25 protein-coding genes and 1 pseudogene are annotated in these 26,853 nt (G+C 73.0%); 11 read left to right on the plus strand and 15 right to left on the minus strand.

What is annotated here, in order from left to right; all coding sequences use genetic code 11:
* Positions 1-223: 223 nt before the first annotated feature.
* The 3 genes from ACIQOW_RS10025 (at position 224) to ACIQOW_RS10035 (ending at position 2,688) form a co-directional block, all read left to right on the plus strand.
* A complete protein-coding gene (locus tag ACIQOW_RS10025; protein ID WP_401082086.1) occupies positions 224-847 on the plus strand; it encodes a DUF5753 domain-containing protein in 624 nt (207 codons plus the stop codon).
* Positions 848-2,269: 1,422 nt separating this feature from the next.
* Positions 2,270-2,458 carry a hypothetical protein gene (locus ACIQOW_RS10030; RefSeq protein ID WP_401082089.1) on the plus strand — a complete coding sequence of 63 codons (189 nt, stop codon included), beginning with the start codon at positions 2,270-2,272 and terminating at the stop codon, positions 2,456-2,458.
* Positions 2,459-2,481: 23 nt separating this feature from the next.
* Positions 2,482-2,688, plus strand: coding sequence for a hypothetical protein (locus ACIQOW_RS10035; protein ID WP_401082092.1), 207 nt, complete (start codon positions 2,482-2,484; stop codon positions 2,686-2,688).
* A gap of 236 nt (positions 2,689-2,924) precedes the next feature.
* Here the strand turns inward: ACIQOW_RS10035 and ACIQOW_RS10040 are convergent, their stop codons facing one another.
* Positions 2,925-3,068, minus strand: a complete 144-nt coding sequence (locus ACIQOW_RS10040) for a hypothetical protein (protein WP_401082095.1) — start codon at positions 3,066-3,068, stop codon at positions 2,925-2,927.
* Between the two features lie 225 nt (positions 3,069-3,293).
* Positions 3,294-3,992 (minus strand): ADP-ribosyltransferase, encoded by a 699-nt coding sequence (locus ACIQOW_RS10045; RefSeq protein WP_401082098.1) that lies wholly within the window; start codon positions 3,990-3,992, stop codon positions 3,294-3,296.
* On the opposite strand from ACIQOW_RS10045, the pseudogene ACIQOW_RS10050 reads away from it, so the two are divergent.
* The 5 genes and pseudogenes from ACIQOW_RS10050 to ACIQOW_RS10070 all read left to right on the plus strand — a co-directional run.
* Positions 3,939-4,238: pseudogene (locus ACIQOW_RS10050) on the plus strand (hydrolase TatD); the annotation flags it as partial. The gene ACIQOW_RS10045 and the pseudogene ACIQOW_RS10050 sit on opposite strands and share 54 nt — an antisense overlap.
* A gap of 25 nt (positions 4,239-4,263) precedes the next feature.
* Positions 4,264-5,442, plus strand: coding sequence for a metabolite traffic protein EboE (eboE, locus tag ACIQOW_RS10055; protein ID WP_401082864.1), 1,179 nt, complete (start codon positions 4,264-4,266; stop codon positions 5,440-5,442).
* A gap of 56 nt (positions 5,443-5,498) precedes the next feature.
* Entirely contained in the window at positions 5,499-6,830 is a 1,332-nt protein-coding gene (locus ACIQOW_RS10060) for a nucleotide pyrophosphatase/phosphodiesterase family protein (protein ID WP_401082867.1), read from the plus strand.
* 148 nt (positions 6,831-6,978) lie between these two features.
* Positions 6,979-7,389, plus strand: coding sequence for a hypothetical protein (locus ACIQOW_RS10065; protein ID WP_401082101.1), 411 nt, complete (start codon positions 6,979-6,981; stop codon positions 7,387-7,389).
* Positions 7,390-7,498: 109 nt separating this feature from the next.
* The gene (locus tag ACIQOW_RS10070) at positions 7,499-8,884 is read left to right on the plus strand and encodes a cellulose binding domain-containing protein (protein ID WP_401082104.1); all 1,386 of its coding nucleotides are present in this window, start codon (positions 7,499-7,501) and stop codon (positions 8,882-8,884) included.
* A gap of 139 nt (positions 8,885-9,023) precedes the next feature.
* On the opposite strand, the gene ACIQOW_RS10075 is transcribed toward ACIQOW_RS10070, so the two are convergent.
* The 13 genes from ACIQOW_RS10075 to ACIQOW_RS10135 form a co-directional block, all read right to left on the minus strand.
* Positions 9,024-9,548: a peptidylprolyl isomerase gene (locus ACIQOW_RS10075; protein WP_401082107.1), complete on the minus strand. Its 525-nt coding sequence runs from the start codon at positions 9,546-9,548 to the stop codon at positions 9,024-9,026.
* Between the two features lie 253 nt (positions 9,549-9,801).
* Positions 9,802-10,284: a GNAT family N-acetyltransferase gene (locus ACIQOW_RS10080; protein WP_401082109.1), complete on the minus strand. Its 483-nt coding sequence runs from the start codon at positions 10,282-10,284 to the stop codon at positions 9,802-9,804.
* Positions 10,285-10,365: 81 nt separating this feature from the next.
* Positions 10,366-13,311 carry a carbamoyl phosphate synthase large subunit gene (gene carB, locus ACIQOW_RS10085; protein ID WP_401082112.1) on the minus strand — a complete coding sequence of 982 codons (2,946 nt, stop codon included), beginning with the start codon at positions 13,309-13,311 and terminating at the stop codon, positions 10,366-10,368.
* Positions 13,312-13,488: 177 nt separating this feature from the next.
* Entirely contained in the window at positions 13,489-14,835 is a 1,347-nt protein-coding gene (locus tag ACIQOW_RS10090) for an MFS transporter (protein WP_401082115.1), read from the minus strand.
* Between the two features lie 4 nt (positions 14,836-14,839).
* The gene (locus ACIQOW_RS10095; RefSeq protein ID WP_401082118.1) at positions 14,840-15,790 is read right to left on the minus strand and encodes an inositol monophosphatase family protein; all 951 of its coding nucleotides are present in this window, start codon (positions 15,788-15,790) and stop codon (positions 14,840-14,842) included.
* Positions 15,787-16,245, minus strand: a complete 459-nt coding sequence (locus ACIQOW_RS10100) for an NUDIX hydrolase (RefSeq protein ID WP_401082121.1) — start codon at positions 16,243-16,245, stop codon at positions 15,787-15,789. The genes ACIQOW_RS10095 and ACIQOW_RS10100 overlap by 4 nt, the downstream gene beginning before the upstream one ends.
* A 79-nt stretch (positions 16,246-16,324) precedes the next feature.
* On the minus strand, positions 16,325-17,476 hold the full coding sequence (locus ACIQOW_RS10105; RefSeq protein WP_401082124.1) for a DegT/DnrJ/EryC1/StrS family aminotransferase: 1,152 nt from the start codon (positions 17,474-17,476) through the stop codon (positions 16,325-16,327).
* 52 nt (positions 17,477-17,528) lie between these two features.
* The gene (locus tag ACIQOW_RS10110; protein WP_401082127.1) at positions 17,529-18,527 is read right to left on the minus strand and encodes an NAD-dependent epimerase/dehydratase family protein; all 999 of its coding nucleotides are present in this window, start codon (positions 18,525-18,527) and stop codon (positions 17,529-17,531) included.
* A 121-nt stretch (positions 18,528-18,648) separates the two neighbouring features.
* Positions 18,649-20,991 (minus strand): carbamoyltransferase HypF, encoded by a 2,343-nt coding sequence (gene hypF, locus ACIQOW_RS10115; RefSeq protein ID WP_401082130.1) that lies wholly within the window; start codon positions 20,989-20,991, stop codon positions 18,649-18,651.
* A gap of 16 nt (positions 20,992-21,007) precedes the next feature.
* Positions 21,008-22,033 (minus strand): hydrogenase expression/formation protein HypE, encoded by a 1,026-nt coding sequence (gene hypE / locus ACIQOW_RS10120; RefSeq protein ID WP_401082133.1) that lies wholly within the window; start codon positions 22,031-22,033, stop codon positions 21,008-21,010.
* A 228-nt stretch (positions 22,034-22,261) separates the two neighbouring features.
* Complete coding sequence (locus ACIQOW_RS10125; RefSeq protein WP_401082136.1) at positions 22,262-22,852, minus strand: cysteine hydrolase family protein; 591 nt, start codon at positions 22,850-22,852, stop codon at positions 22,262-22,264.
* 205 nt (positions 22,853-23,057) lie between these two features.
* Positions 23,058-23,540, minus strand: coding sequence for a hypothetical protein (locus tag ACIQOW_RS10130; protein ID WP_401082139.1), 483 nt, complete (start codon positions 23,538-23,540; stop codon positions 23,058-23,060).
* 140 nt (positions 23,541-23,680) lie between these two features.
* Positions 23,681-24,628 (minus strand): LuxR C-terminal-related transcriptional regulator, encoded by a 948-nt coding sequence (locus ACIQOW_RS10135; RefSeq protein ID WP_401082142.1) that lies wholly within the window; start codon positions 24,626-24,628, stop codon positions 23,681-23,683.
* Between the two features lie 182 nt (positions 24,629-24,810).
* Between ACIQOW_RS10135 and ACIQOW_RS10140 the strand changes: the two genes are divergently transcribed.
* From ACIQOW_RS10140 to ACIQOW_RS10150, 3 genes are all read left to right on the plus strand, one after another.
* Entirely contained in the window at positions 24,811-25,002 is a 192-nt protein-coding gene (locus ACIQOW_RS10140) for a hypothetical protein (RefSeq protein ID WP_401082145.1), read from the plus strand.
* Between the two features lie 69 nt (positions 25,003-25,071).
* Complete coding sequence (locus ACIQOW_RS10145; protein ID WP_401082148.1) at positions 25,072-25,692, plus strand: response regulator transcription factor; 621 nt, start codon at positions 25,072-25,074, stop codon at positions 25,690-25,692.
* Positions 25,676-26,725, plus strand: a complete 1,050-nt coding sequence (locus ACIQOW_RS10150; RefSeq protein ID WP_401082151.1) for an alpha-hydroxy acid oxidase — start codon at positions 25,676-25,678, stop codon at positions 26,723-26,725. The genes ACIQOW_RS10145 and ACIQOW_RS10150 overlap by 17 nt, the downstream gene beginning before the upstream one ends.
* Positions 26,726-26,853 lie beyond the last annotated feature (128 nt).

The raw sequence follows: 26,853 nt of genomic DNA on the forward strand, positions 1-26,853 counted from the left end.
GATTCATTTGCAGCAAGATCAACGAGGACGGGCGAGCCACCCGGAGCGCCGCATCAACGAGACGCTTCTGGCGTGTCCTCAATGCACGTTCACCAGACCGACTTTCGGGGGCTCCTGGTGAGAGCAACAGAGAGCCATACTGGGAAACGCTCGCCGCAGGCTCGGCCGGACGACCCCGGGCCCGACCGGCGGCTCCGCCGACCGCCCTTCATGGAGGAGCCCCATGCCCGACCCCGTCTCCGCTGGCCCGGCCACGTCCGACCCCGACTGGCCCGCCCTGCTCCGGCAGGGCACCGGCCCCACCCAGGCCGCATTCCGCGCGCTCGTCGAGCAGACCCGGCACTACCACGGCTACAGCCCCGACCTCGTCTGGGGCAGCCTGCAGACCCGCGCCTACGCCGAGGAGGTACTGCGCCTGGTCGTCGACCTGCACGCCGTCCCGCGCGACATCGAGGCCGGCGCCTCCGAACGCGTCGCCCGCGCCCAGTACATCGGCCAGGACGGACGGACCTACCACGTCCTCCTCGGCGAACAGGCCCTGCTCACCGGCATCGGCGGCCCGGCCGTGATGCGCCCCCAGCTCGAACACCTCCTGGAGACGATGTCGTCCCGGCCCGGTCTCCGCCTCGGCATCATCCCCGCCCGCGCCAGGCTCACGGTCTACCCGGGCGACGGCTTCGGGATCTTCGACGGCGCCCGCGTCGAGGTCGAGGGCTACCGGGGAGGCGAGACGATCACCGACGAGCGCGTCCACCTCTTCCACCGCGCCTTCGACCGGCTCCGCGAGTCCGCGGTGTACGGAGAGGACGCTCGCGCCGTCATCACCTCGGCACTCCGGGCCACCTGACCGGAACGAGGGAAACGGCCCCGGTGAGGCCCTCGGCGGAGGGGGCGTGTTCCTCGGCCGTCCGGCCCGTCACCCCGTCAGATCCTCCGCCCGATCGCCAGGTACTCCGCGAGGTGAGGATGCGCAGCGCGTCGTGGGAGAGTTGCTTCCGCAGCCGTGGATGCGATCACCGAGACCGGGCACCGTCAAGTTCGGCTAACCAACCTGTCCATCCGCGTTCCGCTCCCACCACGCAGGCCGAATCGGCGGACCTACAGAGCAACAGTGGCCCTCGCCAGGCCGATCGTGACACGATGTGCGAGCAGGTCTGACACCTCGACAACGTGCACAACGGATCAGGCGAAGCCTTCACTTGCACACCCGGCAGAGTGGTCAAGAAAGTGCAAAGCCCCTACTTCGCCGCAGGTCGCGAAGGGTACTCCCCGCACCCGCGGGGGTCAGCCGTCGCTCACCCAGCCGAGCGCGGGGGCGAGGGCGTACTCCCCGCACCCGCGGGGGTCAGCCGCAGACCGGCTCCGGACCGCGCACGCCTCTGCCGTACTCCCCGCACCCGCGGGGGTCAGCCGCGCGACGCAACAGCTTTGGTGGCTACCGACGTGTACTCCCCCGCACCTGCGGGGGTCAGCCGGTCGGCGGGGCGGTAGACTTCCACATCCCTGAGTACTCCCCGCGCCCTCGGGGGTCAGCCGTGGAGCGGGACGTACGCCGAGCGGTTCATGACGTACTCCTCGCACCCGCGAGGGTGGCCGAGTACGGGCGCCTCCCGAACCCCTGACCCACCGGGTCCGAGCTGAGAACCCCTACGAAAACCCGTGCGCACAGCGAGTTCCCGCACGCCAGCCACCGTCACGGGCGCGTACAGCAGGTCCGCCGTCAGCGCCCGCAGGGCAGGGCGGCGTACTTCCTCCGGCGCCACCGCCTCCGCAACCCGGAGGGCCGCGAGCGTCCTGCGGTGGTGGGCCGCGCCCAGCAGGCCGGGGAGCGCGGCGCCCGGGTCCTCGCACCGGGCCCGTGAACTGCGCGCGCGCCGCGGGCTCGTAGAGGGCTTTGACGATCCGGGCCGGCGCGTCCGGCTGTGCTGCGGCCGTCGCCGTTGCCGAGAGCATCGATGCTCCCGACCGCCGTACCCGCAGGCCCGGCCAAGCTGAGCCTGCGTCATCCGCCGTGCACACCGGGCGGCCCTGATGGCCGTCCCGAGCCGACGCTGACGTGACACGACGCCCCCTCCGACTGCGCGGGGCCGCCACCGTACCGACAGGACCGCGCCCACGGGCAGGGCGCGTGCACGGGGTGTGCGGGGCACGCACACGGCGTGCGGAAACCTGTCCAGGCCTCCCCCGGGCGGCCGTCGACCGGGTTGCCTGGTGAGCGCCCCGGCCGGGCGATTCCCCGTCCCGCCCCTCGCCCAGAGGAGAGTGCGTCATGAGCGCAGCCCTGCTCGAAAGCCCCGAGACCCCGGAGCAGACCCACGCCTCCCCGCAGCCCGGTACCGTGCTGGAAAGCGACCGGACCGTGGCCGCAATGGCGTGCCCGGTCTGCGGATCGGGAGCCGTCTACCAGACCATGGACGGCCGGTGGGGCTGCACCCAGTGCGGTTCGACCTGGGCCTGAACGAGCAAGGGAGGACCGGCAGTATGCCGCTCTGCGCCGAGTGCCAGACCGCGGAGGCAGCCATCGAGGACCTGGACGTGGACCCCCCACGTCCGTGGTGCCTGGGGTGTGCCGCCGCCCTCGTCACGGCAGGCGACCCGGTGCTCAACTACCGGAACCTGACTGACGAGGCCGCCGACTACTCACGCGTCCTGACCGCCCGCAGCACTGCGGCGATGCTGTTCGGGTAGCCACCACCGCAGACGCACGACCCCGCCCCCGGCCGAAGCCGAACGGGGGCGGGGTCGTTCAGCGGGAGACGAGCGGGGCAACACCGGCCTCGACCCAGGTGGTTCCGGCCAGTGCAACGTCAAGCTGGCCGTCCCTCTCCACAAGAACGGACCGGCGGCCCGTCTCCGTGCGCGGCCCACGCGACCGGCCTGGTCGCCGCCCGCACCAGGGACGGCGACCAGGATTGCGGTGGGCGCTACTTGGCGCAGAGGGTCGCGTCGAACAGCGCCTGGACGTGCGGGAAGTCCTGCGGGCTGGGGGTGATGCTCGCGGTGACGGCGATGGTGGCCGCGCAGCCGTCCTCGGTCACGCCTGGGAGGGTGTGGTGGCCGTCGGCCATGCGGAAGCTCCTTGGGTACGGCGCGACGGGAACAAGCGGAAGCGCGGGAACGAGGGGTGACGCCGGTGCCCGCCTCGTGGGCGAACCGCGGTGATCACCTGCCCGACACCAGGCAACGGGCCCAGCTACGCCGGCCGTCCGCCTGCACCTCCCGGCCGTCCCCTCGGTCGGGAGCTCCCCCGGTGGGGGCGCCGGCGCCGCAGGACGACGTCGGCGCCGGCGGGGTCAGTGCAGCCAGGGCTGGTAGTTCGGGTTGTCCACGCAACCGGACTCGACCAGGGAGGCGGTGGCCCGGTCGACCGGGCAGGCCCGGCGAATGAAGTGCCGGTCCACGCCGCCGGGGAACGCGACCTCCACCTGGTCGGCGTACTGGTGCTGGTCACCGATGGTGGCGTTGACGTCGATCCCGCCGGGGGCGTCGATGAAGTAGTCCCAGGGCACCTTCTTCCACTTCTTGTACAGCTCGGAGTCGTAGGAGGTGCTGACGAACGGCGAGGGCTGGTTCTGCAGGACGTAACTGGTGATGTCGTACTGGCCGTTGACGGTGTCCTTCGGGGCGAAGCCCTGCTCGAAGATGACGGACGGGTCGCGGCCGTCCGAGCGGTAGAGCGGGTAGCAGTTCTTGCGCCAGTGCGGGGCGGGGGTGATGCGGGGGACGTCCACCCGGCGGTCCACGGCGGCGTAGAGCGGGTCCGGGCCCTGCGGGATGCTCTCGAAGGTGGTGGGGGCCAGGGTGACGGACGGCCGGTCCGCGCAGGCGTCGGCGCGCAGTTCGGCCTCGTCGGCGAAGTCGATCCGGCGGCCGTCCAGGACGATGGCGACGGCGTCGGTGCCGAGTTCACGGACGATGAGGCCGTCGCACTGGGGGCCTACCCCCGCACCAAGATGGACCCCCAGCGCGTCGTCCGGGTACTGGAGCGCCACGGCACCCGGCGGATGCTGGTCAACTCCGCCGCCGACTGGGGCCGCAGCGACCCGCTCGCGACCCGGCGCACCGCCGAGGCGATGCTCGCGGCGGGCTTCACCCCCGACCAGGTCGACGAGGTGATGTGGCGCAACCCGGTCGCCTTCTACGGCCAGAGCGGACGCCTCGGCCTGCCTCCGGACGACCGCGAGGAACCCCGCGACACGGCGTACCTCGGCAACTCCATCGCCCGCGGCGGCGAGTAGCCCCCGCAGCAAGGAGCCCGCCCCGATACGTCTGTGCCACCCCGACGGCAGCACCGTCCACCTCGCCTACTGCACCAACGTCCACCCCGCCGAAGACCTCGACGGCATCCTGCGCCAGCTCGCCCGCTACGCCGAACCCGTCCGCGAACACCTCGCGGCACCCTCCCTCGGGCTCGGCCTGTGGCTCGCCCACGACGTGGCCCGCACCCTGGCCGCCGACGGGACGGCCCTGACCCGGCTGCGCCGCGAACTGACCACGCGCGGGCTCGAAGTCGTCACCCTCAACGGCTTCCCCTACCGCGGCTTCCACCAGCCCGTCGTCAAACGCGCCGTCTACCGGCCGGACTGGAGCGAACCGGCCCGCCTCGCCTACACCCTCGACCTGGCCAGGGTCCTCGCCGCGCTGCTGCCCGAGGACGCCGCCCGCGGCAGCGTCTCCACCCTCCCCCTGGGCTGGCGCACCGGCTGGACCCCCGAACGCCAGGACCTCGCCCGGCGCGGCCTGGACGCGCTGGTCGAAGGCCTCGCCAAACTCGAAGCCCGCACCGGCCGCACCGTCCGGGCCGGCCTGGAACCCGAGCCCGGGTGCGTGGTCTCCACCGTGCGCGACGCCTGCGCACAGCTCACCGACCTCGACACCCGGCGCGTCGGCGTCTGCCTGGACACCTGCCACCTCGCCGTCGACTTCGAGGACCCGCGATCCGCCGTACGCGCCCTGGCCGCCGCCGGCCTGCCCGTCGTCAAGGCCCAGCTCTCCAGCGCCCTCCAAGCCGACGAGCCGTCCGACCCCGCCGTCCGCCGGGCCCTCGCCCGCTTCGCCGAGCCCCGCTTCCTGCACCAGACCCGCGCCCGGCCGGACGGCCCCCGCCCGGCGCGGTGGGACGACCTCGACCAGGCGCTCCGCACACCGGCCGACCAGGCCGGCCAGGGGCCGTGGCGGGTGCACTTCCACGTCCCCGTGCACGCCGATCCCCAACCGCCCCTCACCGCGACCGGACCGGTGCTGACCGACGCCGTCCACGCCCTCCTCCGCGGCCCGAGCCCCCTCACCGACCACCTGGAAGTCGAGACCTACACCTGGTCGGTGCTGCCGGAACAGGACCGGCCCGCCGACGACCGGGCCCTGATCACCGGCATCGCCGCCGAACTCGCCTGGACCCGCGACCGGTTGCTCGCCGCCGGACTACGGGAGCAGCCCCGGTGACCACCCGCCTGCTGGTACTCGACATCGCCGCGCTCACCCCCCGCCTGCTGCGCCACATGCCGCGCCTGCGCGCCGTCGCCGGACCGGACGGCCCCACCCGCGGGCACACCGCCCACCTCGACCCGGTCTTCCCCGCGGTCACCTGCTCCGTCCAGGCCAGCCTGCTGACCGGCCTGCCCCCGAGCCGGCACGGAATCGTCGGGAACGGCTGGTACTTCCGCGACCTCGGCGAAGTGCTGCTGTGGCGCCAGCACAACGCGCTGGTGCAGGGCGAGAAGGTGTGGGACACCGCCCGGCGGACCCGTCCCGGGTACCGGGTGGCCAACATCTGCTGGTGGTACGCCATGGGGGCGGGCACCGACATCACCGTCACCCCGCGCCCCGTCTACCACGCCGACGGCCGCAAGTCCCCCGACTGCTACACCACCCCACCGGGCCTGCGCGACGAACTCACCCACGCCCTCGGCCCGTTCCCGCTCTTCGACTACTGGGGCCCGCGCGCCTCCATCGCCTCCAGCCGGTGGATCGTCCGGGCCACCGAACACGTCATCCGCACCGCGGACCCGGACCTCACCCTCGCCTACCTGCCCCACCTCGACTACGACCTCCAGCGCTTCGGCCCGTACGCACCCCAGGCCGCCGCGGCCGCCAGAGCCCTCGACACCGTCCTCGCCCCGCTGCTCGACCTGGCGCGCGAGCGCGGAACCACCGTGGTGGCCCTGTCCGAATACGGCATCACCGCCGTCGACCACCCGGTGCACGTCAACCGCGCGCTGCGCGCGGCCGGCCTCCTCGCGGTGCACGCGCAGGCCGGGATGGAGTACCTCGACCCGACCACGTCGCGGGCGTTCGCCGTCGCCGACCACCAGGTCGCCCACATCTACGTGCGCGACCCCGCCGACCTGCCCCTGGTGGAAGGCCTCGTCCGGGCGCTGCCCGGCGTGGAACGCGTCCTGGACACCGCCGGCAAGGCGGCGCACGGACTCGACCACGCCCGGGCGGGCGAACTCGTCGCCGTCGCCGCACCCGACGCCTGGTTCACCTACTACTACTGGCTCGACGACGCCCGCGCCCCGGACTTCGCCCGCTGCGTCGACATCCATCGCAAGCCCGGCTACGACCCCGCCGAGCTCTTCCTCGACCCCGCCGACCGCCTGGTCGGACTCCGCGTCGCCACCGCCCTCGCCCGCCGACGACTCGGCCTGCGCTCCACCCTCTCCGTCATCCCCCTCGACGCCGGCCACGTCCGCGGCAGCCACGGCCGCCTCCCCGACCACCCCGACGACGGCCCCGTCCTCCTCCTCTCCGACACCACCCGCCTCCCCCGCCTCCGGCCCCGCTACGCGGCCACCGACCTGCCGGAGCTCCTCCTCCGCCTCGCGGGCTGACCGGGTCCGGCGTACGGCCCGTCCGCACGGGCCCGGACAAACTCCCTGCGCTCCGCAGATGGGCCGTCACCTCGGCCAGGAGGACGGGCTCCCGCTGTAACCGTCACCCTCCGGTTGCGAGTGTCGTCCGGATCCGTATCATCTGCGCATGCCATCTGCCGCGACACCGTCCGGGCCCATCTACAACATGAGCCGCGCCGTTCCCGAACTCGGCCGTTTCCAGGACGCCGCGAAGGCCGGGAACTGGACGGCGATCCGCGCAGGATTCGCCTCCCTCGACAACCAGCAGGACATCGCCGCGGCCGCGCGGACCGTCGCCGAGGTTCCAGCGGTGGCCCCCATGTTGAAGGCGGCGGTCAAGGCCGCGGGCGACACCCCTGACGCAGTGCTGCCCCACACCCTGCTGGCCTACAACCACATCCGGCTCGGCTGGACCATCCGCACCAGCTACCGCGCCAGACACGTCTCCGCGTCAGCCACTCCGCGGGGCGGACGGCCGCGTTCCGGCCGATCGGGCGGTGCGGGGTTGACGGGGAAATTGGTCTATGCCACTTTCTGATCGCGCGGCCCGCCACCACCTCCCCCCACCGCTCGACCCGAGGTGAAACCGGGCTCCCCTCCGCCGGTGCCGCGCGCCGTCCCCCACGTCAGGAGAGGAACCCCACCCCATGAGCACCCGAACCACCCGCCGACGCCCCCGCGTTCGCGCGGTGCTCGCCGCCGCCGTCGCCGCCGGGCTCGGCGCGAGCCTCCTCGGCGCACTGCCGGCGGCCGCCGCCGGCGAGACGCTCGCCGTGCAGTACCGCAACGGCGGCAGCGGCACCGCCCAGGCCGCGCCGTGGCTCAAGGTCGTCAACACCGGCTCCGCGCCGGTCGCCCTCAACCAGGTCAAGCTGCGCTACTACTTCAAGGCCGACTCCCCCTCGGCCGCCTACCGCTTCGCCTGCGACTGGGCCGTCCGGGGCTGCGCCAACGTCACGGGCACCTTCGGCACCATCGGTGAGCCCGGCGCGGCCGCCGACCGCTACCTGGAGATCGGCTTCACCGCGGGCGCCGGCACGCTGGCCCCCGGGGCGGACAGCGGGGACCTGCAACTGCGCTTCCACCGCTCCGACTGGCAGTCGGTGGAGCAGGGCGACGACTACTCCTTCGGCAACACGCAGACCGGGTACGCGAACTGGGCCAAGGTGACCGCCAGCGTCGGCGGCGCCCAGGTCTGGGGCACCGCCCCGACCGCGCCGACCGTCCCGACCGGTGCGGTGCTCTTCGACGACCTCGACTACGCCGGCCACGACGACCCGGCGCTCGCCGCCCACGGCTGGAACGCGCGCTCGGGCGGCGGCGGTCCCGGCGTGGGCGGGGCGGCCTGGGCGCCCGAGAACGTCACCTTCGCCAAGGCGGCCGGGAACTCGGTGATGACCCTGCGGACCACGACCGCCGGCAGCGCGGAGTCCACCCGGCAGAGCGAGTTCCACAGCCAGGCCACGAAGTTCCGCAACGGCACGTACGCCGCCCGGGTCCGCTTCTCCGACGCCCCGGTCTCCGGCCCCGACGGTGACCACCTGGTGCAGAGCTTCTTCGCGATCAACGACCTCAAGGCCCCGATGGCCGACGACTACTCCGAGTACGACTTCGAGTACCTGCCCAACGGCGGTTGGGGCGAGACCTCGAACATCTTCTTCGCCACCTCGTGGGAGACGTACGGCCCCGAGCGCTCCGACAACGTGTACACCACGGCCCGCACCTCGTTCGACGGCTGGCACGACCTCGTCCTGACCATCGACGACAGCGGCATCGTCTACTACGTCGACGGGGTCGAGTTCGCCCGCCACGACGCCCGCTACCTCCCCGAGCGGCCGATGGTCATCGCCTTCAACCAGTGGCTCACCGACCTCACCGGCCGGGCCGGCACCGAGGAGCGCGCCTACGAGGAGCAGGTGGACTACGTCCTGCACGTCAAGGACCAGGTGCTGACCCCCGCCCAGGTCGGCGCCGCCGTGGCCGGCTACCGAGCCGCGGGGACGTCCTTCACCGACTCGGTCCCCGCGTCCTGATCCGACCGCCGACGGACCGACCGACCGACGGGCCGACCGACGGACCGTCGGGGGCGATCCGACCGGGCTTGGCGCCTCCGCTCCGTTCCACGGAGCCGACGGCGGCCGTCCGGGCGGATCGCCCCCGAGTCCTCGCCACTCAGCGGGTCTCGATCACGACCTTCTCGATGACGACGTCCTGCACGGGGCGGTCGTTGCGGCCGGTCTCCGACGTCGCGATGGCGTCGACGACCTTCTGACCGGCCGCGTCGGCGACCTCACCGAAGATGGTGTGCTTGCCGGTGAGCCAGGTGGTCGGCCCGACGGTGATGAAGAACTGCGAACCGTTCGTCCCGGGCCCGGCGTTGGCCATGGCCAGCAGATAGGGCTTGGTGAACGCCAGGTCCGGGTGGAACTCGTCCGCGAACTTGTACCCCGGCCCACCGGTCCCGTTGCCCAGCGGGTCACCGCCCTGGATCATGAAGCCCTCGATGACCCGGTGGAACACCGTGCCGTCGTACAGCGGCCCGTTGCTCGGCCGGCCCGTGTTCGGGTCGCCCCACTGCCGCTCGCCCGTGGCGAGCTCCACGAAGTTCTTGACCGTCTTGGGGGCGTGGTCCGGCAGCAGCCGGATCACGATGTCGCCCTTGTTGGTCTTCAGCGTCGCGTACAGCTCTTCCGCCATGTCGGTCCTTCCGTCGTCACCCATGTGGCGCGGCCAGTCTCCTGGCTGCCCGGACCGGCCCCGGGCCGACGACACGACATCTCACCCACACGAGTGGCCCCGGGAAGCTCCCGCCTACGGAGGCCCACGCCTCCCACCGGTCCGGCGGAAGCAGGCCGCACGGTCGCCTGTGCGAGGACCCGGACATCCTGCGGCACCAGGAACACGAGCGATCAGCCCACATCGGCGCCTGCCGGCCACAATCCCCCGTCCGTCACAGCGGCAGGGACATCACCAGGTCGGTGGTGGCGAATCCGAGCGAGGTGTACAGCGCGATCGCGGTCTCGTTGTGCGCGAAGACGTGCAGTCCGATCCGTACCGCGCCGAGTTCACGCGCGAGGTCGGCGCCCGCGAGCATGACCGCCCGGCCGTAGCCGCGACCGCGCAGCCCGGCGTCGATCTCGATGTCGTGGACGAAGGCCGCGGTCTGCGTGCCGTGCGGGCGCAGGTGCAGCCAGAAGATGCCCACCCGCTCGCCGCTCACGGCGTCCCGGGCCAGGCAGAGACGGGTGTCGTCGGTGGCGAGCCCGTCGGGCAGCAACTGGGCCAGCTTCTCCGCGGACCTCGCCGCGGCCTCCTCGGCCGTCCAGTTGCCCGAAGTCACGTTGCTGGCGGCGTACTTGGCCACGATGTGGGCGAAGTAGGCCTGGAATTCGGCCTCGGTCATCGGGTCGAGTCGCACCTGCGGAGACGTCACCGTCCGGAGGCTACCCGAGGCCCGGCCGCCGCTCCAGACCGGGTGCGCCGCTCAGCCCGCCCCAGGTCTCAGGCGGGTCGTTCATCGCGCCCGCCTCTTCGCGTACTCCTGTAGGGAGGACACCCCCGGGGCGCCGCGGCTCTCGGCCTCGATGCCCTGGACGGCGGCGGCCAGGCCCAGGACCGTGGTGACGCACGGGATGCCCCGGATCGCAGCGGCGGTGCGCAGGGCCCGGCCGTCGTCCGGGGCTCCGGGCCGGGCGGGTGCGGTGCACGGGGTGGTGACGACGAGGTCCGGCTCGCCTGCCAGGATGCGGTCGACGGCGGTGGGCTCGCCGTCCGGGCCCGGTCCGGCACCGGGTCTGCGGACGGTCCTGGCGGGAACGCCGTTGCGCCGCAGGACGTCCGCGGTTCCCTCGGTGGCCAGGATCTCGAAGCCGGTGTCGGCGAGCACCTTCAGCGGCAGCACCATGACCCGCTTGTCGCGGTCGGCGATCGACACCAGGGCCCGCCCCTTGGCGGGGAGCCGGGGGTGGGCGGCGGCCCGCGCCTTCGCGTAGGCCGCGCCGAAACCGGCGGCGATGCCCATCACCTCACCGGTGACGGCCGTCTCCGAGGCGGGTGAGGTGGCCGGGCAACCGCCTTCGCCCGTACGGAACCCGGGCCGGGGCAGCGCCGTCGCCCTGACCGCGATCGCCGTGCCCGGCGGCGGTGTTCCACCGTCGCCGGCGGCCGGCAGTGTCCCGTCGGCGCGGAGTTCGGCGATGCCGGCTCCCAGCATGATCCGGGCCGCGGCCCCGGCCAGCGGCACTCCGATGGCCTTCGAGACGAACGGCACGGTGCGGCCCGCCCCCGGGCGCGCCCCGCGCACGTGCAGAAGACCGGCGGCCAGGGCGAACCGGACGGCGATCAGCCCGTGGGCGCCGATCCGGGCGGCCAGTGCCTCGGTGGACTCGCGGATCCGGGCGAGGTCGGCGCGGCCGAGTGTGACGGGCGGCAGGGTGCAGGCCGGGTCGCCGGAGTGGCCGTGCTCGCCCTCCACGTGCTCCGTGATGCCGCCCACGTACAGTTCCTTGCCGTCGTAGAGGGCGTCGACGTCGATCACCGTGGCGTCGTCCGGAAGCCGGCGCGGCGGGTCCGGGAGTGGCGGGGAGGCCGCTGGGGTTCCCATGATCGGCACGCCGGCCTCGGCGAGCCGGTCGGCGAGGCCGAGCGGGGTCTCGCCGCCCAGGTGCAGCAGCACTCCGGCGACCTCGCCGGTCGCCTGCTCGGCGGCCACCACTTCGAGCACGTCCTCGAAGGTGAGCGGCTCGCAGTACAGGCGGGGGCCTCCGTCGGCTCCGGAGGCCGGGGCGCAGTGGACGAGGACCGGGTCGTAACCGGCGGCGGCAAGCGCGGATCCCGCGTGGGCGCACAGGTAGTCGGAGTCGATGCCGTGGCCGGTCCGGGTCGGCCCTCCACCCAGGATGATGATCTTTGGTGGGGTGTCGGTGGACGGCTGCGAGAGTGCCCCGGGCTCAGCGGCGTAGCTGGAGTAGCGGCATCCGGCCGAGGTGGCGGGGTACCCGGGGCGGATGCCGAGGACCCGGCGCAGCTCCCGCACCGCCTCCTCCGACATCCCGCGCAGCCGGGCGATCCGGGCGTCCGACAGGCCGTGCCGCTTCGCCAGCCGCAGGGTCTGCGGCAGGGCGGCTCCGCGCTCCTCGGCGACCAGCCGCGCCACCTGCTCGACGCGCGCGATCTGCTCCAGGAACCACGGGTCGATGCCGGTGGCGGCGGTCAGCTCGTCGACGGTGGCACCGGCCCGGATGGCCTGGTGCACCTGGTTGATGCGACCGTCGGCGGCGAGCGGGCGCAGCGCCTTGTGGAGGGCCTCGGGGAAGGACCGGCCGATCGCCACCGACTCTCCCCCGGACGCGAACCGGGACACCCTGACGACCACGTGGTCCGGGCTCGGCTCACCGATGGGCGGGGGCTGCGCGATGGTCTGGCCGCGGAGCCCGTTCAGGCGATGTCCGGGCAAGTGGAGTTCGCGCAAGGTGTGCCCGAGCGCCAGCCTGGTCGCGATCCGGGCGAGCGGGAGGCCGGTGGCCGTGGCGGCCAGCGCGCTGGAGCGGGTCGTCCCGGGCTTCGTCGCGACCGCGGTCATCCGGCCGGTGCGCGGGTCGACCGCGAACCGGACGGTGACGCCGCCGGTGACGCCGAGCCCGGCCGTCACGGCCGCGGCGGCGTCGCGCATCCGCCGGTGGTCCCGTTCGGAGAGCGTCATGGCCGGGGTGACCGCGATGGAGTCGCCCGCGTGGCTGCCCATCGGCTCCAGGTACTCGGTCGACCCGACGACGGCCACGTCGCCGTCGCGGTCGCGCAGGAGCTCCAGCTCGAACGTCTTCCAGCCGAGCAGGGATTCCTCCAGCAGCACCTCCCCTGCGGGGCCCGCGGTCAGCGCGGTGTCGGCCAGGGCGGACAGTTCCCGCCGGTCGTGCGCGACGCGCGGGCCGGTGCCCCCCGCGTGGTGGACGGGCCATACAGCCACCGGGTAGCCGAGGTCGTCCGCCGCCGTCTGACACTGCGCCGGCGAACGGCAGATCACGCCACGCGCCACCTCGGCGCCGGCCCGCCGGGCGATCCGCCGGAACGCGCCCCGGTCCCGGCCGGCCCGGATGGTGTCGATGTCGGCACCGATCAGCTCGACGCCGTAGCGTGCGAGCACTCCGGACTCGTTCAGGGCGAGCGCGATGGCCAGTGCGGTCCGCCCGCCGACGGTGGGCAGCAGGGCATCCGGCCGCTCCTTGGCGATGACCTTCTCCGCGGTCTCGGCCGTCACCGGTTCCAGGTAGGTGGCGTCGGCCTGTTCGGGGTCGGTGGTGATCGTCGCCGGGTTGCTGTCGACGACCGTGACGCGGAGCCCCTCCTCCCTGAGCACCCGGCACGCCTGGGTTCCCGCCGAGTCGAGTTCGGCGGCCTGGCCGGTGGTGACCGGACCGGGTCCGATCACCAGCACCGACCCCGGTGCACTGCGCCGTGGCACGGGTCCCACCTCCCTTTCTGGTTCCGGGCGGACGGCCTTCCCCGGGGCACCATGCGCACGGGGTCGGGTACGGACGGGGATCGGGTACGGACGGGGATCGGGTACGGACGATGGCAGGTGCGGAAGGGCCCGGGTACGCAAGGGCCCAGGTCGGCTGGGGCCCGGGGACGGGCGGGGTCAGGTGCGGACGGGGGCGTCACCGGTGACCGGCCGGTCGTCCGGGACCGTCCAGCGCCGGCCGTTCTCCCAGTAGGACTGGACCTCGTCCAGGGAGCGCCCCTTCGTCTCCGGCGCCAGCGCGTACACGAAGAGCCAGGACAGGACGGTGACGCCGAGCAGGACCACGAACGTCAGCATCCCGCCGACGGCGTCGAGCAGGCCGAGGAAGAACTGGGCGACGAGCAGGTTCGCGGTGAGGTTCGTGAGCAGCATCGCCGACGCTCCGGCGCCCCGCAGGTGGTCCGGGAAGCCCTCGGCGGCGAAGATCCACACCACCGATCCGAAGCCGAAGTTGAACCCGACGATGAAGACGACCAGGCCGAGGAGACCGACGGCCGCGGCGGCGTCGGCGGCGAACATGACCACCATCAGCGCCTGTCCCAGGGCCATCAGGGCGGTGCCCGCGAGCAGGGCGGGGCGCCGTCCGAAGCGGTTGAACCGGTCGATCGTCAGGGCGCAGACCAACGCCGCCGCGGCGCCCGCGAGTTGGACCAGGCCCGGCAGCACGAGCAGTCCGAAGGAGTCCGTGTAGCCCATGTGCTGGAAGATCCGCGGGCCGAAGAACACCACCGCGTTGATGCCGGTGGCCTGGACGAAGAAGCCCAGGACGACGACGAAGACCGTCAGCGTCCGGTAGCGGGGGCCGAGCATGGTGCGCAGGGTGCCCGGCCCGCGCGGGGCGCCGGCGGCCGGGCCCGCCCGCCGTTCCCGCCGGAGCTGGTGCCAGCGCTCGGTCTCCGGGAGCCGGGTCAGCAGCACGGTGCTGGCGAGGGCGAGGACGCCGGGAATCGCGAGCATCAGACGCCACTGCCCGCTGCCCATCAGGAGGTAGCCGCAGAGGTAGCCCAGCGCGCACCCGAAGGACGTCGCCACCTGGTACAGGACGGCGATGCGTCCGCGGGCGCGGGTGGAGGCGGATTCGGCGATGAAGATGGGCATCGCCACGATCGCGACGCCCATCATGGTGCCCTGGACGAGCCGGCTGGCGTCCATCCACACCACGTTCTGCGCGGTGACGGCCAGCGCGGTGGCCGCCACGTAGAGCAGCGCCAGCCAGATCAGGGTGGCGCGACGGCCGAGGGTGACGACCAGTCTGCTGCCCAGCAGCACGCCGGCGATCCAGCCGGCCGAGGTCGCGGCGTACAGCGAGCCCTGCTGGGCGGTGGTGAGCCCGAAGTGGTCCGTGACCAGCAGCAGCGCGCCGGCCATGGCACTGGCGTCGTAGCCGCCGGTCACTCCCTTGAGGACGGCCAGGAGGCCGACTCCGGCGTCCTGTCCTGGCCGGGCGGCGGGGATGGGGTTCACGGGGTCAGTCCCTTCCGTCCGCGGGGCCGCGTGCCGCCTCATCGCCCTCGGCCGGCGCGTAGCCCCCGGCCGTCACCGCATCGCCCTCGGCCGTGACCGCGCCGTCGACGGCCGCCGCCCGCACCGCGGCCAGCAGGGAGGGGTGCATGTCGGCCGAAGCGAGGCAGACCTCGAAGACCTGGTCCGCCTTGTCGAGGGGGCGGGTGAGGTCCAGGGGCCGGCCTTGCAGATCGGTGCAGGTCCCGCCGCACTCCCGGAGGACGCAGACGGCGGCCGCCACGTCCCAGATCCGGCAGCCGCGGTGGACGAACGCCGCGTAGGCGCCGTCGGCCACCATGCAGATGTCGAAGACGCTGTTGCTCATCCGGACACCGAGGCAGGTCGACCCGATGGCGGCCACGAGCCGGCCTTCGGCGGCCATCAGCTCGGCCGGGCCCTTGTCCATCCCGTAGGCCACCAGCGCGCGACCGGGCCCGGTGGCCGGGAGCGGTCCGAGCGGGCGCCCGTTCCGGGTGGCGCCGCGGCCGGTCCGGGCGACGTACACGGTGCCGAACGCGGGCAGCGCCAGTCCGCCCGCGAGCACCCCCCGGGGGCCGACCGCCGCCACCATCACCCCGAACAGGGGGCTGCCGGCGGCGTAGTTGCTGGTGCCGTCCAGCGGGTCGACGACCCAGGTGACCTCCTGGTCGCCCGGGGTCGCGCCGCTCTCCTCCTCCAGGATCGCGTGCCCCGGGTACCGGTCGGCGATCCGCCCGGTCAGCAGTGCGCCGAGGGCCAGGTCGGCGTCGGTGACGATCTGGTTCTCGTCCTCCGGCTTGACCGTGCCCCGGGCCGTGCCCCGGACCTGGCCCCCGTCCGTACCCGGGCCGCCGCCGCGCATCCGGACGGCCAGCTCGGACGCCTCGCTCAGGACGGAACCGATGAACTCCGCGTAGTCCGCGGCCGGCGGGCTCACTGCTCGGCCCGCGTGTACCGGGCGAGGATGGGGCGTTCCGGGCTGATCACGGTGTCCGGGATCTCGTCCGGGGCGAAGAAGCGCCAGGCGCTGTTCTCGGTGGTGTCCAGGGCGACCACGGCGTCCTGCGGCAGCCTGGCCGTGTAGGCGGCGGTGACGTTGTAGATCTCGTCGCCGTGCGGATAGCGGTAGTAGTACTCCACTCCGGAGAAGACCCCGAGCAGGTGCAGCTCGCCGACCTCCAGACCGGTCTCCTCCTTCAGCTCGCGCCGCCCGGTCTCCTCGAAGGATTCCCCGGGCTCCATGAGTCCGCCGGGCAGTCCCCAGCCGCCGGTGTCGGCCCTCTCCAGGAGCAGGATCCGGCCGGCCGGGTCGGTCACCACGACCGAGGTCCCGGGGAGGATCAGCGGCCGGGTTCCCACCAGCCTGCGCAGGTCTGACACGTAGTCGTTCACGATGCTGTACCACCACTTCTGTGCTGTGCCGGATCGTTGGCCAGTCGTTGCCCGTCCGCTCCGCCGACGTGACGACGGCTCAGCCGGACGTGTGGAGCTCGGTGACAAGATCGCAGATCTCATCGACGAGATCCGCGGGCATATGTGAGAAGAGCGGCAGGGTGATCACGCTCGACGCCAGTTCCTCGGTCACGGAGAGCTCCGTGCCGACGGGAACGCCCCGGTACGCGGTCTGCTGGTGCAGCGCGGGGCTGAAGTACCGGCGGTTACTGACGTTCTCCCGGTGCAGGCGCTCGGACAGCGCGTCGCGGCTCATCCCGAACCGCGCACCGTCGACGCGGATCCCGAGGTCCTTGTACGAGCTCGCCGCGCCGGCCGGGAGCTGCTGGAACTCCAGGCCGGGCAGGCCGCCCAGGCGCGAGCGGTAGCGCTCCACCAGGGCCCTCCTGACGTCGAGCCAGCGCGGCAGGGCCCTGAGCGCGTGCGTCCCCATGAGTCCGGACACCTCCGTCATCCGGCCGTTGAGCCCGATGACGCGGCTGTCGTAGTCTCCGGGGTTCCCGTACTCCCTGGCCGTCCGGAGTCTGGCGGCCAGTGCCGTGTCGTTCGTGGCGATCAGCCCGCCCTCCCCGGTGCTGAGGGTCTTCGTCGGGCTGAGGCTGAACACCTCGGCCACGCCCTTGCCGCCGACCATGCTCCCGTCGGGGTAGCGGCTGCCGAAGCCGTGCGCGGCGTCGAAGATGAGCGGGATGCCCCGGGAGTCGCACAGTTCCTGCAACCGGTCCGCGTCGCACGGGGCTCCGAAGGTGTGCATCCCCATCACACCCGCCACGTCCGGGAGCACCGGGGCCAGGGCCTCCGGGTCGAGGGTCCAGGTGCGGGGGTGGGACTCGGCGAACCGTACGCCGTGACCCGCCCAGTCGACGGCGTGGCCGGACGCCATGAACGTGAAGCTCGGGACCGCGATGTCGCCGGTCAGGTCCAGGCAGCGCAGCACGAGCATCAGGCCGGTCGTGCAGTTGCTCACCGCCACGGCACTGGCGACGCCGAGATAGGCGGCCGCGGCCTCCTCGAACTCGCGGACGTGCCGGCCGTTGGTGAGCATGCCGGACCGGAGGATCTCCTGGAAGGCGGGGCCCATCCCGGCGTCGAGGTCGATGGTCGGGCGCGCCAGCGGGACGAGTTCGGGGAAACGTGGTGGGCGGACAGTGCTCTGCGGGATCTGCGTCATGGAAGGGCTCCTCAGGGCTTGGTCGTCGACGGCGTCCGGTCGCGGCGTCCGGTCACGGCGTCCGCGTCCGGACGGACCCCTCGCGCCGGGCGACCGCGATCTGGTGGTTGCTGTACCGGGCGGCGCCGAAGTCGGCGAACTCGCCGTCGCGCATGGCGTCCCGGATGTGGCGCACCGTGTCGACCACCCGCAGGCTCGGGCTGAATCCCAGCTCCCGGGCGATCGGATCGAAGTTCACCCGGTAGTTGCGCGGGTCCGTCTGCTCCTTGCGGATCTCCACGCCGGTGCCGGGCACCTCCTCGGCGATCAGGTCGCCGACGGCGTCCATCCGGTAGTTCTCCTCGCGGGAACCGCAGTTGTGGACGGTGGTGCCGATCCGCCGGACATCGCCGAGGGTGAGCTGTACGGCCGCGGCCGCGTCCTCGACGTGCAGGAACGGGCGCCACTGGGTACCGCCGTGCACGGTGACGGCACCGCGTGCGACGGCGTTCGCCGTCATGACGTTGACGGCGAGGTCGAACCGCATGCGGGGCGAGAGGCCGTGGATGGTGGCGAAGCGCAGCAGGCGGGAGGAGAGCATGTCGTGCGGCAGCGAGAGCAGGTAGTGCTCGGCCATCACCTTGGACTCGGCGTAGACCGACTGGGGTGCCAGCGGCGACCAGGCGTCGACCTCCCGGTCGCCGGTGACCCCGTAGTTGCTACAGGTCGACGCGAAGACCAGGGACCGCACGCCGGCCCGCCGGCAGGCCTCGGCCACCTGGATGGTGCCCCGGTAGTTGACCTCCCAGGCCGTGTCCGGGTCGACGCCGCAGGCGGGGTCTCCCACGATGGCCGCCAGGTGCACGACCGCGTTCACGCCCTCCAGGGCCTTCTCCCAGGAACCGGTGTCGCGGACGTCGCCGTCGACGTAGCCGATGCCGGGCAGGTCGAGTTCCGGGCCGCCGACCATGCCGTTGTCGACCACGACCACTTCCGCTCCGGAGCGGGCGAGTCTGCGGGCCAGCACCGACCCGATGTACCCGCGCCCTCCCGTGATCAGGTACCTCTGCATTGCTCGTTCTCTCCTCGCTCTGCCCGTCCGCGCTCCCGGGGGGAGGCCGCGGCAGCCGGGCGCGCACGGTCGAAGGTGGATGTCGGGGGCTGGTCCGCCGGCCGAAGGCGGTCGGGCGCGTTCACGCCCCCGCCAGCCGGGCGTCGGCCACCACGATCTGGCCCAGGGAGATGCCGCCGTCGTTGGTCGGCACCTGCTGCTGGCAGTACGCGTCGAACCCCGCCTCGCGCAGCTCCACCAGGCAGTTGACCAGCAGGAACTCGTTGAGGAAGACGCCGCCGGACAGGACGAGCTGCCGGGTGCCGACCTCGCCCAGCGCCCGGCAGCGCTCGACGACCATGTCGACCACGGCCGAGTGGAAGCGACGGCTGATGACGGCGGTGTCCAGGCCGGCCGCCAGATCGGCGGCGAGCGCCCGGACCGTCGGGCGGGGATCGATCTCCGTCACGCCGTCCCGGGACGTCGCGCCGAAGCGGTAGCGCTCCTCGGGCCGCGCCATGGTGAAGTCCCGCCCGAGCAGCCCCTCCAGCTCGATGGGGCCCTGCGCCTCGTACTCGGCGTGCGTGGTGAGGGCGAGCAGGGCGGCCACGGCGTCGAACAGCCGGCCCATGCTGGAGGCGGGCGGGGAGTTGACGCCGCGCCTGGCCATGGTGGTGAAGACGTGGCGCTGCCGGTCGTCGAGGGTCTCCAGCACCGGGAACGCCGCGACCGCCGCGGCCGGGTCGCCGAACGCGTCCAGGGCGAGGGCGAAGCCCGTCCTGATCGGTTCGGTGACCGCCCGGTCGCCGCCCAGGAGCGGCAGGGTCCGCAGGTGCGCGACCCGTTCGGCCTCGCGGAGGTCACCGACCAGGATCTCGCCGCCCCAGATGGTGCCGTCCAGGCCGTAGCCGGTGCCGTCGAAGATCACGCCGATCGTCCGGCCCGCGAGGCGGTTCTCCGCCATGCAGGACGCCATGTGCGCGTGGTGGTGCTGCACCTGGACGACCTGCTCGAAGGTGTCCCCCTGCCGCTCGGACGCGAAGCGGGTCGCGCGGAACTGGGGGTGCAGGTCGACGGCGGCGTGCCGCGGGTGGAGGTCGTGCAGGGTCGCGAGGTGCCGGACGGCCGCCTGGTGCGCGCCGAAGGTCTCGTCGTTCTTGATGTCGCCGATGTGCTGGCTGACGTAGACGCGGGAGCCGCTGCCCAACGCGACGGTGGTCTTCAGTTCGGCTCCGTAGGCGACCAGCGGAGCCAGCTCGGTGCCCACCTCCACCGGGTACGGCGCGTAGCCGCGGGCCCGGCGGATGAAACTGACCAGTGGGGCGCCGAGCCGGGCGTGCTCGGAGTAGCGGACGATCGAGTCGTCGACCCGGACCTCGATGTCGCGGTCGTTGTAGAGGATCAGGTCGGCGACGTCCAGGAGTTGCTCCAGCGCGTCCTCGTTGCGGTACACGATGGGGTAGCCCGAGATGTTCCCGCTGGTCATGACCAGCGCGTCCAGGCCGGCCCGATCGACCAGCAGGTGGTGCAGCGGCGCGGAGGGAAGCATCACCCCGAGGTTGGGGTTGCGTGGGGCGACCTGGTCCGGCAGGCCCCGCCCCCGCTTGCGGAGCAGGACGATCGGGCGGGCGGGCGAGAGCAGCAGCTCGGCCTCGGGCGGGCGGACCTCGGCGAAGGACGAGACGGTGTCCAGGTCACGGGCCATCACCGCGAACGGCTTGGAGTCGCGCCGCTTGCGGGTCCGCAGCCGGGCGACCGCCTCGGCGTCGCGGGCGTCCACCGCGAGGTGGAACCCGCCGATGCTCTTGACCGCGACGATCCGGCCCTCGGCGAGCGCGGCCAGCGCGCCGGTGAGCGCCGCCGCGCCCTCGGCCGACGTCACCCCGGGGCCCGCGAGCAGCAGCCGGGGGCCGCAGTCGGGGCAGGCGTTGGGCTGGGCGTGGTAGCGCCGGTCCAGGGGGTCCCGGTACTCGGCGGCGCAGGGCGGGCACATGGTGAAGCCGGCCATGCTGGTGGCCGCCCGGTCGTAGGGCAGGTCCCGGATGATCGAGTACCGCGGGCCGCAGTTGGTGCAGTTGACGAAGGGGTAGCCGTGGCGCCGGTCCGCGGGGTCGCGGAGTTCGGCGAGGCAGTCGGCGCAGACGTAGGAGTCGGCGGGGACGATGGTGCTGCGGACGCCGCCGTGCCGGGACTCCCGGATGACGAAGGCCTCCGCCCCCGCCGCGTCGGGGCCCAGCTGTTCGACCCGGACGTCCGTCACCCGCGCCTGCGGCGGCGCCTCGGCGCTCAGGCCCTCGGTGAACCGGTGCACCTGTCCGGCCCGGCCGGCGACCTCGATCAGGACGCCCTCCGGGTCGTTGAGCACCCAGCCCGTCAGGTCGTGCCTCAGTGCGAGCTTGTAGACGAAGGGCCGGTAGCCCACGCCCTGGACCACGCCGCGGACGCGGATGCGCCGCCGCTCGTTCGCCTCGCTGTTCGTCGTCATCTCCTCGTGCCCCCGTTCAGCACAGCCGCGGCAGCTCGGAGCCCTCGAGCTCCTCGACCACGGAGTCCCGGCCGTCCGGACCGCGCATCAGGACGACCGGCTCGGCGTCCTGGGTGACCTCGCCGATCGTGACCGCTTCCGCGCCGTACCTGTGCGAACGCAGCGCCGCCAGCACCTCCTCCTCGGCCGCGGGGTCGACGAACAGGCACAGGCACCCCTCGTTCGCGGAGTGGATCGCGTTGATGCCCAGCATGTCCGTGGCCATCACCGTCTCGAACTGGACGGGGAGGCTGTCCTGTTCGACGCGGATCGTGAGCCCGGACGAGCCGGCGTACTCGTGCAGGACGGCGGCCAGGCCGCCCCGGGTGACGTCGCGGACCGAGTGCACCGCCCCCGCGCCGACCGTGGACAGCAGCCCGTCCAGGAGTCCGTTCAGCGGCGCGCAGTCGCTGAGCACGCGCTGCTCGAAGCCCAGCCCCTCACGGATCGACAGCAGGTGGACCGTGTGGTTGCCGATCGGTCCGCTGAGGATCACCCGGTCGCCGGCCCGGACGTCGCGCATGCGCAGCGGCTCCCGCTCGAAGACGCCGACACCCGCGGTGTTGATGTAGATCTGGTCGGCCTCGCCCTTGCGGACGACCTTGGTGTCGCCGCAGACGATCTGGACCCCGGCCTCGCGCGCCACCTCGCGGATCGAGGTGAGCACCCGGACCAGGCGCGGGATCGGCAGGCCCGTCTCCAGGATCAGCCCGAGCGTGAGGTAGAGCGGGCGCGCGCCGACCACGGCGAGGTCGTTGACCGTGCCGCAGACCGAGATCTTGCCGATGTCGCCGTTGCCGAAGAACGGCGGGTCCACCACGAACGAGTCCGTGGTCATCGCGATGCGCCCGGCGGGGATCGACAGCATCGCGCTGTCCTCCATCTCGCCGATGTACACGTCGCCGAGGGTGTCGACGATCAGGGAGATCAGCTCGTGACTGAGCTTGGCGCCGCTGCCGTGGTCGAGAAGGACCTGGTCGGGGCCGCTCACCGCGCTTGCCATCTGCACGTCCTGCCTTTCCGGTACGGGGGGATGGGGATCACGGAACCCGGCGCCGTGGGCGGCGGGTCGGGAACGGCGCCCGGCGCCGGGTTCCGTCGGATGTCCGGTCGGATGTCCGGTCGGATGTCCGTCGGATGTCCGTCGGATGTCCGTCGGACTTCGTCGGACTTCGTCGGACTTCGTCGGACTTCGTCGGACGCGGGTTCCGTCGGACGACGGGAAGGACCGTTACGGAAGGGTCTTGGGGATCCTGCGCGGGAGCTCGCCCTTGGCGTCGAGGGTGTCCAGGACCTCCCGCGAGTCCGCGACGGTGGCGCAGTACCCGCTCAGCCAGGTGAGCGAACGGTCGCGGTCCGCGGCGTTGTCGGAGACCACGCAGTCGGAGGCCACCCAGACGTTGTAGCCGCGGAAGAAGGCGTCGGCGGCGGTGGTCTGCACACAGATCTGCGTCTGGAGCCCGGTCACCAGCACGGTGTCGACGCCGGCCGCCTGGAGCAGGTCGTGCATCTCGGTCTCGTAGAAGCCGCTGTCCTTGGTCTTCTCGACGACCACGTCGCCCTCGGCGAGGAAGGCGGGGAGGATGGCCGCCCCCTCGGTACCGCGCTGGAGCGGAAGGGTTCCGTCGGCCCGGCGGTTCGCGTTCGGGTCGTCGGGCAGGTTGATCAGCTGGAGGTGGTAGACGACGTGGCCGCGCTTGCGCATCTCGTCCAGGAACCCGGTGAAGCCGGGCTGCGCGGCGGCCATCACCGCGGCGCGTTCGGCGGTCAGGGTGGTGACGTCGCTCTGCAGGTCGTTGGTGAGCACGGCGATCTTGCCCATGGAGGCTCCTTGTCCGGATGAGCGGCTGGTGAAGCGGGAGGCGAGAGAGCGCGGCAGCGGACTCCTGGGTCCCGGCGGGCTGATCGCCCGGTGCCGACTCCTTGAGAATGAGGGGAACCCCCCATTCCCGGCTACCGATCGGGACAGGCCTGGACGGCCCTGGACACCCCCGAGGACAGGTCCTTCCCCACCGGTCCCGAAGGGGTCATCGCGCCTCGGCCGGGCGGACGGCGATCCGCAGCAGGACATGGCGGGTACCGGGTTCGTGGCGCAGTACCGCGCGGGACCCGGGCGGAAGGTAGAGCACCTCGCCCCGGAGCAGCCGCAGCACGAGCGGCTTCGCGCGGTCACCGGTCGCGTCCGCCGGGTCGGGCTCCCCGCCCGGGGCCACCTCGACGCCACTGGCCCCGGACTCCTGAAGCACCACCAACTCGCCCTGATCCAAGGCCAGCTGGGTGAACGTGCCGGTGGGCGGCCCGGCCGCCAGCCTGACGACGGCCCGGCCGAGGAGCCCGGCGAGCCCGTCCGCCAGGACCGAGCCCAGGTCCTGCGCCGGGACGCCGCCCACGGATGCCGGATCGCACTCCGGCCACAGGACCGCCGGTCCGCTCCCGTCCCGTGCCGAGACGAACCTCGCGAGTTCCTCCAGGAAGCCGCCCTCGTGCGGCTCTTCCGGTCCCCAGTGCATGTCAGCCCCTTTCGAGCCCGGAGGACGATTCCTCCGAGTCCTACATGGTGGGCGTCCGTCACGCGTCAGGGCAGTCAAGTGGTTCCGGTCCCCAGCCGGCCGGCAGGCCGGCGCCCGGGGCCTCGTGGACGCACCCGCGCTCAGTCGGGCAACAGCCCTGCCCGCACCGCGGCCACGCCTGCCTGGAACCGGCTCTCGACGCCCAACTGCTGCATGATGTCGGCGATGTGACGGCGAGCCGTGCGCAGCGACATGCCGAGGCGCCGGGCGATGGCCTCGTCCTTGAGACCGGCCGCGAGGAGTTCCACGATGGTGCGGTCGATGTCCTGGGCGACCTTCTCCAGGCCTTCGGCGGCGGCGACCGCGAAGGGCCGGGCCCGGTCCCAGGTCTGCTCGAAGATCTCGCAGAGGTAGGCGACCAGCCACGGCTGCCGGACGGCCACCGAGCCCCAGGAGTCGTCGTCGGCCGGGACGAAGGCCAGCTGCCGGTCGAAGACGATCAGGCGTCCGAACAGCTCGTGGCTCGTCCGGTACCGGCCGCCCAGGCGCGAGGCGGCCTCGACGTACGCCTGGCTCGGGCCGTTGAAGCGGGCCGTGTGGTGGTAGAGCGTACGCATCCTGATGCCGCGCCCGAGCAGGGCCCGGTCCCGGACGAGCGCCTCCTGCATGGCCTCCGGGCTCCGGCTCCCCCCGCCGGGCTGACTGGCCAGCACCTCGGTACGACACCGGTCGGCGGCGTGGTTCAGCGCCGACCGCACCTCCGCGAGGCTGGTGAGGACCTCGACGCCGACGTCCCGGTGCCGGTCGACGCCGTAGTAGTACGGCATGAAGCCGGACAGCAGGACGCGCCGGTCGGCGATCCACTCCTCCTCCCTGCGGATCCGGTCCTCGCCCGGCGCGGCCAGCTGCGCCATCGCCACCTCAGGGGGGATCGCGTAGCCTGCCCCCGCCCCGGCGGGGAGGGGCGAGATCAGACACAGTTCACCGAGCCGCCGCAGCGCGGCCACGGCGCTCTCCACGGGAACACCCAGGGCCGCGGCGACGGATTCGGGGTCCACCCGGCGGTGCACCAGGACCCACTGGTACACCCGCGCTTCCAAAGGATCTGCCGGTAAGTCGGATTCAGCCGGATTGCCCACGATCGTCCCCCGTTCCCTTTGGTGCCATGCAGTTTGATGAGGCGTCTTCATCATGGTCCAGACAACAAGCCGGTGAAAAGCTCACCGCCAAGCGCACACCGGCTTCGTCAGCGCACCCCGAGGGGACTTCCGTGAAGCGCATCTCCACCACCGCCAGCCTGCTCGGCACCACCGCTCTCACCTGCACACTGCTCCTCCTGGGCACCGCACCCGGCAACGCGGCCGCGGACGCCGGAGGAGCGTCCACGCCGCCGCCGTACGCGGTCCTCGCCGACACCTCCTGGGGCGGCCTCGCTCCCTGTGGCCCAGCATGCGACAAGTGACCGTCCAGCCGCGTTCACCCATGGCTTGACCGGACCGGAACCCATGGCTCGACCGACCAGGAGGGCCCGATGACCCCACCGACGCAGCCCGCCACCCTCTCCGCCCGCGAAGTCGAAGTCCTGGAACACCTCGCCCAGGGACTCACCTACGGTGCGATCGCCCGGCGCCTGCACATCAGCCCCCACACCGTGGAGACCTACCTGCGCCGCATTCGCGCCAAGACCGGCTCGGCCAACCGCACCCAGCTCGCCCTGCTCGCCCTCGCCCCCGAACGGTCCCTGCCGACCGGGCACCGGCCCGACCAGCACCTCCCCCACCCGGTCGTGCCCGGCGCGGCCGGCGCATCCTCCGCCCCCGACCCGGCGACGGCCACCACGCCCGCCGAGTTCGTCAGACAGCTGCGCCTCCTGAAGGCCTGGGTGGGGGAGCCCTCGCTGCGCCGGCTGGAACGGCGGACCGGACTCCCCCGCAGCACCCTCGCCCGGTCCCTCGACGTCCGCCACAACCGCCTGCCGCCGCTGGAACGGGTCATCACCATCGTCCGCGCCTGCGGCGTTCCGGCCGCGGCCGCCGACCACTGGGCGGACCACTGGAGGCGGATCCAGATGCTAGCCTGCCTGCCGCAGGACACCGCGGAACCCGCCGGACGACACCCGTCACCAGGAGCTCCGGATGCACGAGTCCGATAACGCCGCCCCGGACGAGGACGAGCGATCGGCCCGCGCCCGGCTGGACCCGGGCGCCTACGACTTCTACGCGACCGGCGCCGCCGGAGAGGTGACCCTCCGCGAAGCCGAACAGTCCTGGCGGACGCACCGCCTCCTCCCCCGGATCCTCAGGGACGTCTCCGCGGTCGACACCGGCCTCGACCTGCTCGGCAGCCGGCTCTCACTCCCCGTCCTGCTCGCACCGACGGCGTTCCACACGATGGCGCACCCCTCCGGCGAAACCGCCACCGCCGCCGGGGCCGCCGCCGCCGGCTCCCTGCTCGTGCTCTCGTCCCGGACGACGCGCCCGATCGAGGAGGTCGCCGCGGCCGCCGGCGCCTGGTGGTACCAGGTCTACGTCCTGCGCGACCGCGACCTGACGTTCAGCCAGGTGGAAGGGGCCGTCCGCGCCGGAGCGAGCGCGCTCGTCCTGACCGTCGACGCTCCCGTCGTCGCGCGGAAGGCCAGGCGGAGCCACCCGCTCCCGCTCGCCGACGGAGACCTGCGAACGCGCGCGATGGCACCCGGCACCCGCTCACCGGACCGGGAGCAGGATCCGTCCATCGGCTTCGACATCATCGGGGAGCTGAGGCGGGTCTCCGGCCTGCCCGTCGTGGTCAAGGGCGTGCTGCGTCCCGATGACGCCCGGTCCTGCGTCCGGGCCGGCGCGGCGGGGATCATCGTCTCCAACCACGGCGGCCGGCAACTCGACCGCGCCCTCTCCTCCGCGGCCGCCCTGCCGCCGGTCGCCGCCGAAGTCGGCGACGACGTACCGGTCCTGGTCGACGGAGGCATCCGCTCGGGGATCGACGTCCTCACCGCCCTCGCCCTGGGCGCCCGGGCCGTCCTGATCGGCCGACCGGTCCTCTGGGCACTCGCCACCGGGGGCAGCACCTCCGTCCGGGACCTCCTCACGGCACGCCGCGCGGAGCTGGCCGAGGCCATGGCCCTGGCCGGCGCCCGCAACCTGCGCGAGGTCACCGCGGACCTGCTGGCGCCCCGCCACGACGCCTGACAGCGAGGATGCAGGTCACACCGCCCGCGGATCGGCCGCCTCCGCTACTTCCGACGCCACGGCACCGCATGGCGCCAGCCCAGCGAGAGCATCTGCGACACCCTGCGCCTTCCGCGCCGTCCGGCGCC

The organism is Kitasatospora sp. NPDC091335, from assembly GCF_044757205.1.
Lineage (GTDB): Bacteria > Actinomycetota > Actinomycetes > Streptomycetales > Streptomycetaceae > Kitasatospora.